12 protein-coding genes and 1 tRNA gene are annotated in these 15,440 nt (G+C 57.4%); 1 reads left to right on the forward strand and 12 read right to left on the reverse strand.

Annotation, left to right across the window (positions count from 1 at the left end; genetic code table 11):
- Positions 1-15 precede the first annotated feature (15 nt).
- From LVD10_RS09830 to gltX, 12 genes are all read right to left on the reverse strand, one after another.
- A complete protein-coding gene (locus LVD10_RS09830; protein WP_237063462.1) occupies positions 16-1,248 on the reverse strand; it encodes a glycosyltransferase family 4 protein in 1,233 nt (410 codons plus the stop codon).
- A 9-nt stretch (positions 1,249-1,257) separates the two neighbouring features.
- Positions 1,258-3,117 carry a glycosyltransferase gene (locus LVD10_RS18055; RefSeq protein ID WP_237063464.1) on the reverse strand — a complete coding sequence of 620 codons (1,860 nt, stop codon included), beginning with the start codon at positions 3,115-3,117 and terminating at the stop codon, positions 1,258-1,260.
- 8 nt (positions 3,118-3,125) lie between these two features.
- Complete coding sequence (gene rfbB, locus LVD10_RS09840; RefSeq protein ID WP_369413278.1) at positions 3,126-4,289, reverse strand: dTDP-glucose 4,6-dehydratase; 1,164 nt, start codon at positions 4,287-4,289, stop codon at positions 3,126-3,128.
- Between the two features lie 69 nt (positions 4,290-4,358).
- Positions 4,359-5,228: a dTDP-4-dehydrorhamnose reductase gene (rfbD, locus tag LVD10_RS09845; protein WP_237063466.1), complete on the reverse strand. Its 870-nt coding sequence runs from the start codon at positions 5,226-5,228 to the stop codon at positions 4,359-4,361.
- Between the two features lie 168 nt (positions 5,229-5,396).
- Complete coding sequence (gene rfbC, locus LVD10_RS09850; RefSeq protein ID WP_237063468.1) at positions 5,397-5,945, reverse strand: dTDP-4-dehydrorhamnose 3,5-epimerase; 549 nt, start codon at positions 5,943-5,945, stop codon at positions 5,397-5,399.
- Between the two features lie 90 nt (positions 5,946-6,035).
- Complete coding sequence (rfbA, locus tag LVD10_RS09855) at positions 6,036-6,965, reverse strand: glucose-1-phosphate thymidylyltransferase RfbA (RefSeq protein ID WP_237063470.1); 930 nt, start codon at positions 6,963-6,965, stop codon at positions 6,036-6,038.
- A 222-nt stretch (positions 6,966-7,187) separates the two neighbouring features.
- Positions 7,188-8,825, reverse strand: coding sequence for a polysaccharide biosynthesis/export family protein (locus tag LVD10_RS09860; RefSeq protein WP_237063473.1), 1,638 nt, complete (start codon positions 8,823-8,825; stop codon positions 7,188-7,190).
- 85 nt (positions 8,826-8,910) lie between these two features.
- A complete protein-coding gene (locus LVD10_RS09865) occupies positions 8,911-10,170 on the reverse strand; it encodes a KpsE/RkpR family capsule polysaccharide export protein (RefSeq protein WP_237063475.1) in 1,260 nt (419 codons plus the stop codon).
- A 22-nt stretch (positions 10,171-10,192) separates the two neighbouring features.
- Entirely contained in the window at positions 10,193-10,909 is a 717-nt protein-coding gene (locus LVD10_RS09870; protein WP_237063477.1) for an ABC transporter ATP-binding protein, read from the reverse strand.
- Positions 10,906-11,697 carry an ABC transporter permease gene (locus LVD10_RS09875; protein WP_237063478.1) on the reverse strand — a complete coding sequence of 264 codons (792 nt, stop codon included), beginning with the start codon at positions 11,695-11,697 and terminating at the stop codon, positions 10,906-10,908. The genes LVD10_RS09870 and LVD10_RS09875 overlap by 4 nt, the downstream gene beginning before the upstream one ends.
- Positions 11,698-12,753: 1,056 nt before the next feature.
- Positions 12,754-12,829: transfer RNA gene (locus LVD10_RS09880), tRNA-Ala, on the reverse strand.
- A gap of 278 nt (positions 12,830-13,107) precedes the next feature.
- Positions 13,108-14,583, reverse strand: a complete 1,476-nt coding sequence (gltX, locus tag LVD10_RS09885; protein ID WP_237063480.1) for a glutamate--tRNA ligase — start codon at positions 14,581-14,583, stop codon at positions 13,108-13,110.
- 288 nt (positions 14,584-14,871) lie between these two features.
- Here gltX and LVD10_RS09890 point away from each other — a divergent pair, with 288 nt between their 5' ends.
- Positions 14,872-15,396, forward strand: coding sequence for a hypothetical protein (locus LVD10_RS09890; RefSeq protein WP_237063482.1), 525 nt, complete (start codon positions 14,872-14,874; stop codon positions 15,394-15,396).
- The last annotated feature ends 44 nt before the right edge of the window (positions 15,397-15,440 follow it).

A 15,440-nucleotide genomic window follows, 5' to 3' on the forward strand; every position in this document is an offset into this window, starting at 1 on the left:
CTTTCTTTCTCTACCTTAATAGCACTCAAGATGAAGCTTAGAACACTCAATCATATTTATTGGTTGTGCAATTGCATTCCGACAATCTTGCCAAGCCCCATAACAAGAAACCGCCTCCATGAGAACCGAACGCAAACTTGATGAAGTGCGCCCCTTATAAGTAAGCCCACCTTTATTTTTTGAGATTTTTTCACCAACACCGCCTAAGTCAGATCCTATTAGAGGACGTCCATGATTGTAGGACTCCTGAATAACCATGGGCGAATTTTCCCACCAAACTGAGGGAATGATGACCCAATCAGCTTGCTCCATCAGCCTTCCAATTTCATGGGACTCATAAGGGCCATGTAGCGTCACAAGATCATCCAGCTCTTCAAGCAGATCGTGAATTTTCTCCTGAAATTCTTCCGTCTGGCCTTCCAAATTTGCGCCGTGGATATCCAGATGAACTTTTTCTTTGATATCTTCGGGCAGAAGCTTGAAGGCCTCCAGCATCACGTCCACGCCCTTGAAGGGGTTAATCTGGCCGAAGAAGGCAAAGCGCCCACGCACCTCACCATCAGCGAGAGGGCGCGGACGTGGAGCTTCCACTTCCGGCTGGCCATTCTCAATCATGACCATCTTTTCCTCGGGAATGCCCCAGGCTTTGTAGCGGTCGATCAGGAAGTGGCTGGGAGAAACAAAGACATCCACCAGGTCAAAAATCGATTTGATGTACTTCTCCCTCAGGAAGAAGTCCGCGGCCGAGCGCTCTGGGAAGCAGCGGGCACAGTCCGTTGGCGACGACTTATAGCAGAGTTTCATCTGCTTGCCCGGCTTGACCATCTGGCCGTTATTGGCACAGATGGCCAGGTATTCGTGCAGGGTCAGCACAATGCGGGCTTCCGGCAAGGTGTTCTTGACCTCCCGAATTAGCTCCAGCCCCATATGGATATAGTGATGAAGGTGGACCACCGTGGGCTGGTAGCGCTGCAACAGTGCGCGGAAGTCCTGCCAGACATGCTTCTTGTTCCCCGACTGGAACAGGAAGAAGTCCGACATATGGGTATGGAACAGGATCTCGCGCTCGGAATTGATCGTCGAGAAGGCGGAGCCACCGTGGGACGGCTGGTCCGTACGGGCCAGGAAGACCGTATCCAACCCCCGGCGCTCGTATTCCTTAAACAAATTATAGGCAGCCACTTCTGCCCCGCCCTTACTGTGGTCCGGGTGCCCGTGGGAGATAATCAGGATTTTTTGTTCGCTCATTGGTTTCTCCTACCGCACCAACTCTTCAATGAGGCTGCCCCAACGCTCGGTATGCTGCCAGGCGTTATAGAGGGTGATCTTGAATTTCCAGTCCCGGTTATCGAACAGGTCCTGGGACTGGCGCTCCAGGTGATAGAGTTTTTCATCGCCGAGCACATAGTGCCGATAACCCGCCTTGCGGAGTTTGAGGCACAGGTCCGTGTCTTCGAAATCGCCCAGCACATAGGTTTCATCGAGGCCCCTAACGGATTCGTAGAGTGCCTTGTCAATAAACATGCAGGCACCCGTGACTGCCGGCGACTCGGCAACGGGGGGTTGCTCGACCAACCACTCCGGATTGCCTTTGCCCGGGTGCTCGTTCAGCCACACGTCGCCAAAGCGGGGGTTTTTAGCAAAATCGATGCCGACATGCTGGATGGTGCCATCGTCGAATACCAGCTTCGGGGCCACCACGCCAATGTCTGTAAGGCTTTGGGCTTTTTCTTCGATCCGTGACAGCCAGCCACTCTCACTGGGAATCACATCTGAATTCAGCAGTACCAGTTTATCGGCTGTAGCAAAGCGTGCGCCCAGGTTATTGGCGCCGGCATAACCCAGGTTTCGCCCGGCATACAGGACACGGAAGCTCACTGGAAACAACATGCTGGTATCGTGACAGAAAGGGATAAACTCGTTGTACAGCCTTGGATCGTCGAGAACGTAGATCAGCTCAGTCTCGGAAAAATCACTGTCGTTGGTGAACTGGGCTAGCTGGTGCAGCAGGAAATCGTAGCGGCCGTAAAGGGGCACGATGACGCTGCGCCAGGGCTTGTGCACCGCGGGGCCAAACTGTAGCTGCTCTACTTCCATCTCACCGAGACTCTCCCTGCGGTGCTGCCACAGTGCCGCCAACGCAGGTCCGATGTGCTGCTGCATATTGCCCTGGTAGTCGCTGCCTCCGACCTCGAAGTTAACCAGCACCTGCTGACTGGCGAGGCCAACATCCTGGCCCACTATCTTTTGCTGCACTGGAAGTTCGCATACTGCACCTTCGCGGGTAATAAACACCATCTCCAGCTGGGCACGCTCTATAAGGTGCGGCATCTCGATCCAGGCATACAACCCGGGTCGATAGGAAGCATCCGCTCTGCCCGGAAAGGCATCAAGCACATCCGGGCGAGGATAACGTGCAGAGTTTTCGAGCAGGTTCTCGCTATAGGTTCCATCAGTTGTGCGGATAACCAAGGAAGAAAGACCCTGTTGCCCATCAAGGAGCCAACCAGACATAAACAGGCCCTTGCCCGGCACCGCAAGCAAGTTTTCCCAGTGCCAGTTTACGCTCTGGCGAAGCTGTTCCTCGCTGAGTTTTCGCAGACCGGGGATTTCAAAGAGCTTATTGCCCATATGTCGCTGCAGTGCGCGTTTCAACCTGACCTTTTCCTCACTCCGCCAGGTGGTGCAGTGGCCGAAAAGCTCCTCACCGTTGAGGGTCGTAAAAGGCTTCAACTCAACAATGTACCGATCTTCACCAGCCTTGATCTCCAGGGTGAGCTGCTCATGGTCTGGTAACCGGTCGTGAACCCAGTCTGCCAGGAGGCTAAAACCCCAACGATTCTCCTCGCCCTCGTTTGCGAAATGCTTGCTTACGTCCATTCGAGTGGTCCGCAAGAGTGAGAACGGGAGTTCCGTCTTGCTTGACTTGCGCGACTCTTCCTTGCTCTCAATCAGATTGAGTTCGAAATCGACAGCGGCATGGCCGGGATGGAATGCCCAGCCCTGGATCAGCAGATGGCGCTCATTAACTACACCACATACGTCTACCCAGACCCGCACAGGATCAGTTTCGATTGTTTCCGGCCCGGAGGCGAATGTCTTGGTAAAAAGGCGCACAGTGCCCCTCACTTTGATGCTCCCAGAGTGGGGTTGGTTACCTGGTATTGTTCCTTGATCCAGCTTTGGTAACTGCCATCCATCACAGCAGACCACCATTCTTCGTTATTCAGAAACCAATTCACTGTTTTAGCGATGCCACTGTCAAAGGTTTCCCGGGGCTCGTAGCCCAGTTCGTTATTGGATCTGGTTGGATCAATTGCATACCGGCGGTCGTGACCCGCTCGGTCTTCAACATATGTGATCAGCGCTGCTGAATTGCCTTCGCTGGCTTTAGCAGCCTTTGGAAAACGTTCAGCTAGCAGGGGGCACTCCACAAATGCCTGATCAACCAGCCTACAGATTAACTTGACGATATCGATATTGGCCCATTCGTTAACACCACCAATGTTGTAGCACTCTCCCAGTTGGCCGTTTTTGATCACCAGATCGATACCACGCGCATGATCTTCCACATACAGCCAATCCCGTATCTGCTGGCCATCCCCATATATGGGCAGCGGCTTGTCCTGCAAGATGTTGGTGATGACCAGCGGAATCAGCTTCTCCGGGAAGTGATAGGGCCCGTAGTTGTTGGAACAATTACTGGTAGTGACTTTCAGCCCGTAAGTGTGGTGATACGCCCTCACCAGGTGGTCCGATGCAGCCTTGCTGGCCGAGTACGGGCTGTTGGGTGCGTAGGGTGTGGTTTCACTGAAAGCAGGGTCTTCCGGACCAAGGGTGCCGTAGACTTCGTCTGTCGAGACGTGGTGGAAGCGATGGCTCTCTTTGTTGAGGCCCTCGTCCAGCCAGATTTTCTTAGCGGCCTTCAGCAGGCTGTGGGTGCCGATGATATTCGTCTCGATAAAGGCATCCGGGCCGGTGATGGAGCGGTCTACGTGGCTCTCTGCGGCAAAGTGCACCAGGGTATCGATGCGATGCTCTTTCAGGAGCATCTCTACCAGTGCGGTATCGCAGATATTGCCGTGGCAGAAGAAAAAGTTTGGGTTCTCTGCTACCGGGTCCAGGTTGGCTTTGTTGCCGGCATAGGTCAGCGCATCCAGCACGACGACCTTGTCCTGGGGGTAGGTTTTCATCCAGTAGTGGACGAAGTTGGCGCCTATGAAGCCGGCTCCGCCGGTGACTAGTAAATTGCTCATTGTTCGGTTTTTCGTCTTCTCTTTCGCGGCCATGGGCCGCTCCTACAAGTTTCTCAGTTTCCGGAGCCCACGATTGACTGGGATGCCGGTGGTAGTCGGTTTCTAGTTCGCCTTGCTTTGCAGGACCTGGCGGAGGACCTGGCGCCAGTGGTGCAGCTTGATACCCTTGCCGTTCACCTCTACCCGCTTTTCCAGCACGCTGTAGGGTGGACGGGAGGCGGGGGTTGGGTAGTCGGCGGTGGTGATTGGGTCGATGCTGACTTCTTTATCGGCCGGGATCAGGCCGCTGGCTTTGCCCTCTTCGTAGATGGCCACGGCGAAGTCGTACCAGCTGGCAGCGCCGGCGTCAGTGCAGTGATAGATACCCTGGGCGCAATCGTTGGCGGCCAGTGAGTAAAGGGCCCTGGCCAGGGTGCCGGTCCAGGTGGGTGTACCTATCTGGTCAGCCACCACACCCAACTGGTCCCGTTCGTTCATCAGGCGCAGCATGGTGTTGACGAAGTTGTTGCCATGGGCGGCGTACACCCAGGCGGTGCGGACAATAACGGCTTCCGGCAGGATGGCCTGCACGGCGACTTCGCCCGCAGCCTTGCTGCCGCCGTAGACGCCCAGCGGACGGATTGCGTCCTCTACCGTATAGGGGCTGGACTTGCTGCCGTCGAAAACGAAGTCGGTGGATACGTGGATCAGCCGTGCACCAAACTCCTTGCAGGCCACGGCCAGGTTTTCCGGGCCGGTGGCGTTGATGGAGTAGGCGCAGTCTACTTCTGACTCAGCTTTGTCGACAGCGGTGTAGGCGGCAGCGTTGATCACCACATCCGGGCGGTGTTCATCCAGCGCACTAAAGACGGCAGCGCGGTCGCTGATATCGAGATCTTCGCGGCCCAGAGCCACCAGCTCGACTCCTTTTGGTGCATCCTGTTGCAGCTGCTGGCCCAGTTGGCCGTTCTTGCCGGTGATTAATATCTTCATTTGGTTCTGTGCGTTCTTGTTTGTTCTTTGCGGCCTTTTGGCTCTACTTGTTTAGCCTGCGGGGTTGTCCGCCATGTGGCTCTGCTTGCGCCTGCCCTGGAACCCGTTACCGGATCAAATTCGGCAAGAGATTACTGCATGGCACAGGCAGCAATTACGCGGCCAGTGTCAGGCGAAAGTGACTGCATCTTTTAGCAAGCTGCCCTCGGCGTCTTTGGCCGACAGCTTTGGTTGTTCACCGTTCACCAGCGGCCAGTCAATGGCCAGGTCCGGGTCATCCCAGCGCAGGGAGTGCTCGAACTCCGGCGCGTAATAGTCGGTGCACTTGTAGACAAACTCGGCGGATTGGCTGGTTACATAGAAACCGTGGGCAAAGCCCTCCGGCACCCACAGCTGCCGCTTGTTTTCAGCGGACAGGGTGACGCCCACCCATTGGCCAAAGGTAGGCGAGCTTTTGCGCATATCCACAGCCACATCAAACACCTCACCGGCGGTAACACGCACCAGCTTGCCCTGGGTGTTCTGGCTCTGGTAATGCAGGCCCCGCAGGATGCCCTGGCTGGACTTGCTATGGTTGTCCTGCACAAAGATTCGGTCAGCACACTCGCGGCTGAAGACGTCATGGCGGAAGGACTCAAAGAAAAACCCACGCTCGTCACCGAACACTTTCGGCTCGATAATTTTCACTTCGGGAATTTTCGTCTCGATAATTTTCATACTACTTATCCTGGAAATTGTCTGGTCATCAATAGGTCGTCCAGCGCAGAACCGCTGGGTGATATTCCCGGCAATCTGAAGCCCAGTGAATCAGCGCCCGAAGGCGTGGTCGCTCCGTGACTCGGCCAGTATCTGCATCAGGTACTCGCCGTAACCACTCTTGATCAGCGGTTGCGCCTGCTCTTCCAGCATGGCGGCATCGATAAAGCCCTTGCGGAACGCCACTTCTTCCGGGCAGGCGATTTTCAGGCCCTGGCGGCGCTCGATGGTCTGCACATAATGGGCGGCATCCAGCAGGTTGTCGTGAGTACCGGTATCCAGCCAGGCGGAGCCACGGCCCATCAGTTCCACATTCAGCAGTCCCTGCTCCAGGTAGATACGGTTGAGGTCGGTAATTTCCAGTTCGCCACGGTGACTCGGCTTGATCTCCCGCGCCAGGTCGCACACCTGGTTGTCGTAGAAGTACAGGCCGGTAACGGCATAGTTGGATTTGGGCTGCGCCGGCTTTTCCTCGATGCTGATGACCTTGCCATTGGCATCGAACTCGGCCACGCCGTAGGCGCGGGGATCCGCCACGTGGTAGCCGAATACCGTGGCGCCCTGCTGGCGGGCATCCGCATTGCGCAGTACTTCATTAAAGCGCTCTGCATAGAAGATATTGTCACCCAGCACCAGTGCACTGGGGCTGTTGCCCACGTGCTCGCGGCCGATAATAAATGCCTGCGCCAGGCCATCCGGGGAGGGCTGCACGGCGTAGGTGAGATTGACGCCCCACTGGCTGCCATCACCCAGCAGGTTCTGGAACAGTTGCTGTTCCGTAGGCGTGGTGATGATCAGGATATCCCTGATACCCGCCAGCATCAGCGTGGTGAGGGGGTAATAGATCATCGGCTTGTCATAAACCGGCATCAGCTGCTTGCTGACGCCTTTGGTGAGCGGGTACAGGCGCGTGCCCGAGCCGCCAGCCAGGATAATGCCCTTGCGGGCGGAGAGTTCCTTTTCCATTGATAGTGCTTCCATAAGTCCCCCTTTTGTTGTTCGCGGCGGCAGTCACTGGGCCGGCACGCCCAGAATCATCCTCATAATGATTCAGGGGCTGTGCCATGCTGGCCCGGGATACCACTGCTTCGCAAAATTGCGGCCATTTCTGCCGCTACCTCTTCTTGCCCGGCTCCGGGCTGGTTAACCTGTTATGAGCGCTCTCCGCGATTCCAGGATTTAAAATACTTATCGGTCCGCACGTCAGAACGACAGTACTGCGGCGGTCCCGACAGCAATACGGTACAAAATTTCCGTGACATCCTTGGTCACCTGCAGCTCGCTGGAATTGATCTTGGGCATCACCATGATCTCGTCCCCCGGCCGCAGGGCTTCACCCAGGCGGTTGTCGAACTTGCTGTCTTCGATGCGGCTGATAGTACCGTCCAGGTGCAAGATCACCAGTTCGTCCTGGTTGGCGTTGTTGGCAAAGCCGCCCGCCAGCTCGATATAGTCTTCCAGTGTGCGCCGGTCGTTGTAGACCAGCGAGGTGGGGAACACCACCTCACCCACCACGGAGATGGTGGAGGTCTTCACCGGCACCACCAGTTCGTCGCCATCTTCCAGCAGCATGTCACCGGCATTGGGGGTATTGGCCAGTACCACCTGCCCGCGCGGTTGTGCCTTGCGGGCCTGCTTGATAAAACTCTGGATCATGGCCGCATTATCTCTCTGCGCCGCCTTCTCCAGGTCGGTATTGGGCTGGCGGGTGAGCACTTCCATCTGCAGGGCATCCAGCGAGCGCTCCAGTGCCACGCGCTGCTTTTCTGCCACGCTCTCGCGGTAAAGCTGGATCGAGTCCCGATCGGCATTGGCGCGGAATTGCAGTTGCGCCAGCAGTTCGTCCAGGGTTGCACCGTAGGGCATCACATAAGTGGCAGGGCCGTCGGTTTCACCAGTGACTTTCACCGAGATGGACTGGATTTCGTTATCGCGAATCAGCTCTACCCGCGCGCCGGGGTGCAGGGCGGTAGTGAGCGCCTCTTCCAGCGGCACATAGGTGGCCTGCTGCTGGTCATCGATGACCTGGGTGATGCGGGCGAAATTGGCCTGTGGATCCGGCTTGGCCACCATCAGCATTTCCGCCAGGTGTGTGCTGGGGCCGATAAACTCGATCTGCGCCGGCTGCTGCACGGCGCCCTCGATGGTCACCGCACCCTTGCGTGGTCCAACCACAATGGAATCGCCATTGCGCAACTGCAGTGGCGGCATGCTGCCTTCCACCAAAAAGTTGTACAGGTTTACCTTTTCGATCAGCCGGCCATTACGCTGCACCCGGACATCGATAAAGCTGCCACTCTTGCGGTCGATACCACCGGCACTGTCCAGGTAGTAGAGGATGGAATCAGAGGAATAGCCGTTGTAAAGGCCCGGGCTCTTCACATAACCGGTGACAAAAACCTTCACCGGCTGGCTGGCCTCCAGGTTGGCGTAGGCCCGCACATTGTTCTTGAATACGCGTTTCACGTGGCGCAGCACGAACTCGTTCAGTTCGCCGTTTTCCACGCCGGCCACATGCACTGGCCCCACTTCCGGGATAAAGATATTGCCCTGCGGGTCCACCGGCAGGGTGGCGCTGAAGCTGTAGGCACCCCAGAGCTGCAGGTTGATCTGGTCACCCACGGTGATGCGGTAGGACGGGTTGAAGCCGGAAAACGGCTGGTCCTTGAAGGCACCGCGGAACAGGGAGGCACCAAAAACCGGTACACCACTGTCGGCCGGCATCTGCGCGCTCTCCCCCTCCAGCTGCTGGGTTTCCAGCTGCGCCTGGGCGGTGAATGCGGCACTCCCCAACAGTGCCAGCAGCAGGATTCCCATGCCTTGTTTCAGTGTCTGTTTCATGTTGTCCGTTTTTCTATTTCGTATTTTCAGCTTGTTTGCCCGCCTGCAAGCAGGCTCCTACGGGGGGAAGACCTCCCGCGGGTTGTCAAATCCGGTGGTCGCGAATACTGGAAACCAGCATCTTGCCAATGCCGTAGAGCAATAGCAGGATCACCGCCAGGCTGGCCAGGTTATAGAATTTGCGCGGGTACTCCGCCTCTTCTGCCAGTGACGGCTTGCTCACCGTCATCAGGTGCTTGAGCCGGCCAGATGCCTCCATCCGTGCGGTTTCCAGTGCCTTGAGGGCTGCCTGGTAGGCGTCCATGGCGAATTGCAGGTCCAGCTCCAGGTTCTGGAAATGGGCGCTCAGGCTATTCAGCCGCTGCTCGCCGTCTTCCTCGGTGGCCCCCACCAGGCGCACTTTTTCCGCCTCGATCTGCTGTTCCAGTGCGCTGATTTCCGCTTGCAGGGAAACCACCTGGGAACTGCCCGGGTTCAGGTAGGTTTTGGCTGCGGTGAGCCTGGCGCGCTGCTCGGACACCTTGGCCTCCAGCCCCTGGATAATGCTGCTGATGCCCCTGGTGAGTTCTTCCGGGCTGACCACCTTGTTGCGGTTCTGGAAATCCAGAATCTCCTGCTTGGCGCTGCGCAGCTTGGTCTGGGCCAGTTCCAGTTCGGTGCGCACGAAAGCCACCTGCTTGTCCGCCAGCTGGTTGCTGAGGGCGTTGACGAAGTCCTCGGATTTTTGCGTGAGCACTTCTACCTGCTGCCGGGCAAAGTCCGGGTCGAATGCCTGGGCAGCGATGGTGATGATGCCGGTCTGCTCATCAAAGGCTACCGACACGTGTTCCCGGTAGTATTCCAGGTAGTCTTCCTGTGATGCGTCAGCAGCCAGGCGGGAGAACACATCGTGCTCGGTGCTCTTGTAGTAATCGGACAGGTTGAGCTCCTGGTCCAGGAACAGGGCCATATCCAGGGAGTGGATGTAATTCACCACCAGATGGGCATCCTGGCTTTCACTGCCTACACCCGGCACCAGGAATCCCAGCGTCGAGGACATACTGGGCTCGGAGCCATTCTCTTTAACGATCAGCTGGGTGGTACTGACATAGCGCTCGGTGACCCAGAACAGGTAGTAAGCACTGACCAACAGCAAAGGCAACAGTACGAATACCGCCAGCCCCTGCCAGCGACGCCAGCTACGGGCTACGGGTGAGGCGTCCGCCTGCGGCTCGTTGGCCGAGAAGTGCGCCATCATGCCCTTTACACTGGCCGCGGCTTTTTTCAGGCCCTGCGCTTCTCCACCCTTGCCTTCTGGCCCTGGCTGGGAGTTGTGCGCCGGCGCTACCGGTTCCTTTGTTTCCATAAGTGCTGGATGCTTCCCCAAATCAATGGCTGGTAGCCGCTGCCGGCTGCTGGTTATTCTGTTGTTTCTGCTTTGGCTTTGGCAGGCCCTGCTGGTACAGCGCAATTGCCTCCTCGACCGTGTCGAAGATTTTCAGGCCGCCCTCCCCCACGTAGATGCCTACATCGCAGTTCTTTTTCAGCTGCGGCATAGCGTGGGCGACGATAATAAAGTTTGCTGTCTTGCGCTTTTCCGCAATCACCTGCTCGCACTTGTGCTTGAAGTGGGCGTCCCCCACAGACATCACCTCATCCACCAGGTATACATCGAAGTCAACGGCAATACTCAGGCCAAACGCCAGTCGCGAGCGCATACCGGAGGAGTAGCTTTTTACCGGGGCATCAAAGTAATCGCCGATCTCGGCAAAATCCTGCACCCGCTCCAGCACCCGGCGGCGGGCTGTGCCCCAGATACCGTGGATACCGCACACAAAGGCGCAGTTCTCGCGCCCGGTCATACTGCCCTGGAAGCCACCCTGCAGCCCCATGGGCCAGGAGATGCGCTTGTCTGTCACAACCTCACCCGAATCCGGGTAATCGATCCCGCCCATCAGTTTCAGCAGTGTGGACTTGCCGGCGCCATTGCGACCGAGGATGCCGATGTTCTTGTTCTCCGGGAATACCGCGCTGACATCCCGGAACAGCACCTTGCGGCCTTGAGGCGTGCGGTATGACTTGGTGAGGTTGCGTAGCTCGATCATTGGCTGCGTACCAGGTCACGCCAGTTCGCCCGATAGACCAGCAGCCCAAACGCCAGCATGGCCACCGAACTGAACGCCAGGTACGGCAGGTTGGCGAACATGCCATGGTAGCTGGCAAACAGGCCCTCACGGGTCAGCTCGATTACGTGCAGCAGCGGGTTCCAGGACAGGTACGGGTGGTACTCCTCCGGGATCTGCTCGAGGGAGAAAAACACCCCGGACATAAAATAGAGTGGGCGAGGAACAATGGAGGCAAACTTACTCACTTCGGGGTAACGCTCACCGAGCACACACAGGGCCAGACTGAGCCCCAGGCAGAACCCCAGGAAAAGCAGGTTCACCACCACCAGCAGCAGGAAATCATTAAAAGTGGCAGAAACCCCGAACCAGGCCAGAATGCCCAGCAGCGCCACCATCGCGAACAGGTAGATACAGAACTCCAGCAGTACCCGGGTGATCACCGCATCAAACGGGCGCAGCTGGCGGTAATTGAACAGGCCCCGGTTGGATTCCACTGCAGCCAGTGATTTTTGGAAACAATGGGAAAAGAACAGGAACGGCGCGATACCGCCGAGCATAAACAGCATGGTGGGAATACCCGGGTAAAACTCCCGGCCCAGGAAGCTGAAAATAAAGGCCAGCACCATGATGTGCATGGCCGGCTCCAGCAGCACCCACGCGTAGCCCAGGCGCCACTTGCCGAAGCGGGTCTTCATCTCGCGCACCAGCAGTGCGTGGACCACGTCGCGCTGGATCTGCCAGGGACTGCGTTGAGTGATGGAGTTCATTTTTAATACAGCTTTTTTTGTTTGTTTTTGGCACCGCTCGCAGGCTATCGTGTATCCGGGATTTGACAATGCAAACCCCGGACCAGTGTCCTACTTTTAGCGGCCACCGGCCCCGCGGCATCAATAACGGACAACAATCCCGTAAATTGCAGCCACCCGGACCATTTTGTGAACTCCCTCTCTTTTCCCCGTTGCATGACCGGCTAGTATTTGCGGCCTTGCCAAATTCCGTTTTCCACAACGCGGGGATTTTAACCCCCGTACCACAACCGAATCAGCTGTAGTCTGATTACATGCGATTACAGCGCACTGCCCGGGTCACGAACCGCTTCCCCATAAGCGGCACTCCCTCACCAGGAGCTTAAGCTGCGCCACTCCTGAAAATTCTCGCAAGACGCTGCGCATTTGACGCACCAGAATCAGAACCCCTCAAAGGAAATGCGATCGCTCACAGTTTGAGCAGACCTGGCTGGGCAAAAAATGACCTATCACGCCAACTCACTGCTACAGGCGCCTTCGCAAGAATCCGAGCAAAAAACAAACAGAGCAATCGTCAGCAAATATGCGAACCAGTTCACTAATGCCGGCGAGAGTATGCCGGATTGCTTATGGCGATTCCACGAGTTTTTTGTAGGGATATTTGCTGAAAAATCATGATGTTAGGCAATCACAGAACCCTGTACGCGGTGATATGGACTGCAAGGAAATACGACCGCCAGATACATGGGCAGTTCAGCAGCGTGGAATATTTTCCCAAATTTTTTGTAAATAAATTACCAGGATATCCTTTCAAGCATGCCGGGAATACACATGCCCCCTAATCACGACTGGACGTCAGGGCGCTGCTAACACGGCCAGTAATGCACCATGGCCCTGCCTCGATTTCGCAGCGACAGCGGACAACAAAAAAGGCCGCATCCTTTCGGATGCGGCCTTTTTCATATTTGGTGGAGCCTAGGCTGGGCGCCCCACGGTATCAAACCGCTTTCAGCGGTTCGACCTCTGAATTCAAGCCAAACAAAAACCCCGCACCTTTCGATGCGGGGTTTTTTTGTTTGGTGGAGCCTAGCGGGATCGAACCGCTGACCTCAACACTGCCAGTGTTGCGCTCTCCCAGCTGAGCTAAGGCCCCAAATTGGGTTGCTTTCTTGTGGGTTTCCCCTGAAAGCGAGGCGCATTTTAACAGCGGGCCGGCGCCTGTCAACAGGGAAAATAACTTTTTAATCAACCAGTTACGACCGGTGCGTCGAGATCGGTCTTTTGCGCGCCCCGGGCCGGGAGTCACTGTGCCAGCCTGGTCGTGAATCCGGGCGCACACGAAGTGCGCCCCTACTGGGGTTCCGGTATACGGGTGCGGGCGGTATTGGCCGTAGGGGCGCACCTTGTGTGCGCCCTGACCGGTACGGGCGGTTACGCCAGGCTGGCGTATTCCTTTTCCCAGCGTTTCAGCACTTTCTTGCCGGCACCGCCGAGGACATCCACGGCATGGCGCAGGCGGGCACGGCTGAGGTCCGGGCCCAGCAGGACCATGGCGTCCATGACCGAGAAGGACGCAGTGGTCCCGCTGATGGCCACGAACAGCGGCGCATTGAAGTCCTTGAGCTTGATCTCCATGGCCTGGGACAGGGCTTTCATGCTCTGGAAGATGCTGTCCTTGTCCCAGCTACGCAGGGCCTCCAGGCGCCACAGGGCGAACTGCAGCAGCTTCTTCTGCTCGTCCAGTTCCAGCTTGTTGGCGCTGAAGCTGGCCTCCGTGAGCGGCAGCTGGCCGGCGGCCAGGAAACTGGCCAGCGGGGCGAAGTCGCCGAAGGTCTCCATGCGGCCTTTCGCGTGTGGGAGTACCTTGAGCAGGTTCTCGCGGTTGAGCAGCCAGTTTTGCAGGCGGTCTGCCAGTTGCTCGTCTTCCAGCTCGCGGATCCACAGTCCGTTGAGCCAGGACAGCTTCTCCACGTCGAACACCGGCCCACCCAGGGAGACGCGCATGATGTCGAAGTGCTCCAGCATCTCGTCCAGGCTGAACTTCTCGCTCTCGTCCGGCATGGACCAGCCCATGCGGCCCAGGTAGTTCAGCAGGGCCTCGGGCATAAAGCCGGCGCGCTGGTAATAAAGGATGGAGGTGGGGTTCTTGCGCTTCGACAGCTTGGTCTTGTCCGGGTTGCGCAGCAGCGGCAGGTGGCACAGCACCGGCATGTCCCAGCCGAAGTACTCGTACAGCAGCTTGTGCTTGGGTGCGGAATTGATCCACTCCTCACCGCGCAGGACATGGGTGATCTCCATCAGGTGATCGTCCACCACGTTGGCCAGGTGATAGGTGGGCATGCCATCCGACTTGAGCAGGATCTGCGCATCCACCTGGCCCCAGTCGATCTCGATGGTGCCGCGCAACAGGTCTTCCACCACGCAGGTGCCGCTCTCGGGCACGTTCATACGCACCACGTAGGGCTCACCGGCGGCCCGGCGCTTCTCCACCTCTTCTTCCGGCAGGGCCAGATCGCTGGGCTTCAGCGCGGTGCGGCCGGCCTCGCGCAGTTCCTCGCGCAGCTGTTCCAGCTCGTCGGCGGTGCGATAGCAATGGAAGGCGTGGCCCTTCTCGACCAGCTCGTCACAGTATTTTTTATAGACATCGCCGCGTTCGCTCTGGCGGTAGGGCCCGTGGGGGCCACCCACGTCCGGGCCCTCGTCCCAGTCGAGCCCCAGCCAGCGCAGGCTGTCGAGGATGGCCTGCTCGGATTCCGGGGTGCTGCGCTGCTGGTCGGTGTCCTCGATCCGCAGCACGAACTTGCCGCCCTGGGCGCGGGCGAAGCACTGGTTGAACAGGGCGATGTAGGCGGTACCTACATGGGGGTCGCCGGTGGGCGACGGCGCGATACGCGTTCTTACGGTCATGACAAGCCTGGTCCAGATCAATGGGAGTGTTTTTGAGGCGCGGCATTATATCGCTGTGGGGCTTCGGGTCACAGTCGGGGCGCGAAAACTGTCCCACCTGACTAATCGCGCAAAATACCGGCAGGAAGTGCAAAAAAGACCCGCAAAAAGCGTGACTAAGTTCACGAAAACCTTATTATTGGCGCGAAAACCAGAGGGTGCTACGTCCGTACCTAAAAACTGGGTGAGCGATAACAAATTAGCTTGATAACAACCCACTATCGACCTGTCTTTTATAAGGGAAATTTCATGAAGACTATTCTGCGCAGTGCCGCTGCGATCCTGGTATTTGCCGTTCCCAGTGCAGTAATGGCTGCCGGAGAGACTGACTCCAAGGATATCCTGATCAACCTAACGATCCCGGAGCGGATCGTCGTCGACCAGCTCGACAATATTGACTTGACGCCAACTGCTGGCAACGATGCTGCTGGCGAGGATGCCTTCTGTGTCGGTGGTACCGGCTTTGCCACCTACTCAATCCAGTTTGATAGCGGCAACGGCAGCACAGCTGATCAATTCCTGCTGGCTAATACTACTAATGCCAGCTTGACGGTGCCCTACTCCGTTGGGTACAGCAACGACGAGACTGCCTCTTCAGCGACTTCGACCGCCACACAGGGAGACCTGCTTCCAGGTAATGCCCGTCGCGACTTCAGATGCGGCGTAGGCTACGAAAACGCCAAACTGTTTGTCAGCGTTCTGGCCGATGACTGGCAGGATTCCGCAGGTGGCTCATACAGCGATACGCTGACCGTCCTGGTAACGGCCGAATAACGACGGCCCAGGGTGCCGGGCCATACCCGGCACCAATGCCCCTC

The sequence above is a fragment of the Microbulbifer zhoushanensis genome (assembly GCF_021729055.1).
Lineage (GTDB): Bacteria > Pseudomonadota > Gammaproteobacteria > Pseudomonadales > Cellvibrionaceae > Microbulbifer > Microbulbifer zhoushanensis.

Bases quoted from the DNA above. Each gene is read 5' to 3' on its own strand.
- LVD10_RS09870 (WP_237063477.1), bottom strand. From the start codon at position 10,909: ATGATCGAGCTACGCAACCTCACCAAGTCATACCGCACGCCTCAAGGC.
- LVD10_RS09860 (WP_237063473.1), bottom strand. From the start codon at position 8,825: ATGAAACAGACACTGAAACAAGGCATGGGAATCCTGCTGCTGGCACTG.
- rfbD (WP_237063466.1), bottom strand. From the start codon at position 5,228: ATGAAGATATTAATCACCGGCAAGAACGGCCAACTGGGCCAGCAGCTG.
- rfbC (WP_237063468.1), bottom strand. From the start codon at position 5,945: ATGAAAATTATCGAGACGAAAATTCCCGAAGTGAAAATTATCGAGCCG.
- rfbA (WP_237063470.1), bottom strand. From the start codon at position 6,965: ATGGAAGCACTATCAATGGAAAAGGAACTCTCCGCCCGCAAGGGCATT.
- LVD10_RS09890 (WP_237063482.1), top strand. From the start codon at position 14,872: ATGAAGACTATTCTGCGCAGTGCCGCTGCGATCCTGGTATTTGCCGTT.
- LVD10_RS09830 (WP_237063462.1), bottom strand. From the start codon at position 1,248: ATGAGCGAACAAAAAATCCTGATTATCTCCCACGGGCACCCGGACCAC.
- LVD10_RS09875 (WP_237063478.1), bottom strand. From the start codon at position 11,697: ATGAACTCCATCACTCAACGCAGTCCCTGGCAGATCCAGCGCGACGTG.
- LVD10_RS09865 (WP_237063475.1), bottom strand. From the start codon at position 10,170: ATGGAAACAAAGGAACCGGTAGCGCCGGCGCACAACTCCCAGCCAGGG.
- rfbB (WP_369413278.1), bottom strand. From the start codon at position 4,289: ATGGCCGCGAAAGAGAAGACGAAAAACCGAACAATGAGCAATTTACTA.
- gltX (WP_237063480.1), bottom strand. From the start codon at position 14,583: ATGACCGTAAGAACGCGTATCGCGCCGTCGCCCACCGGCGACCCCCAT.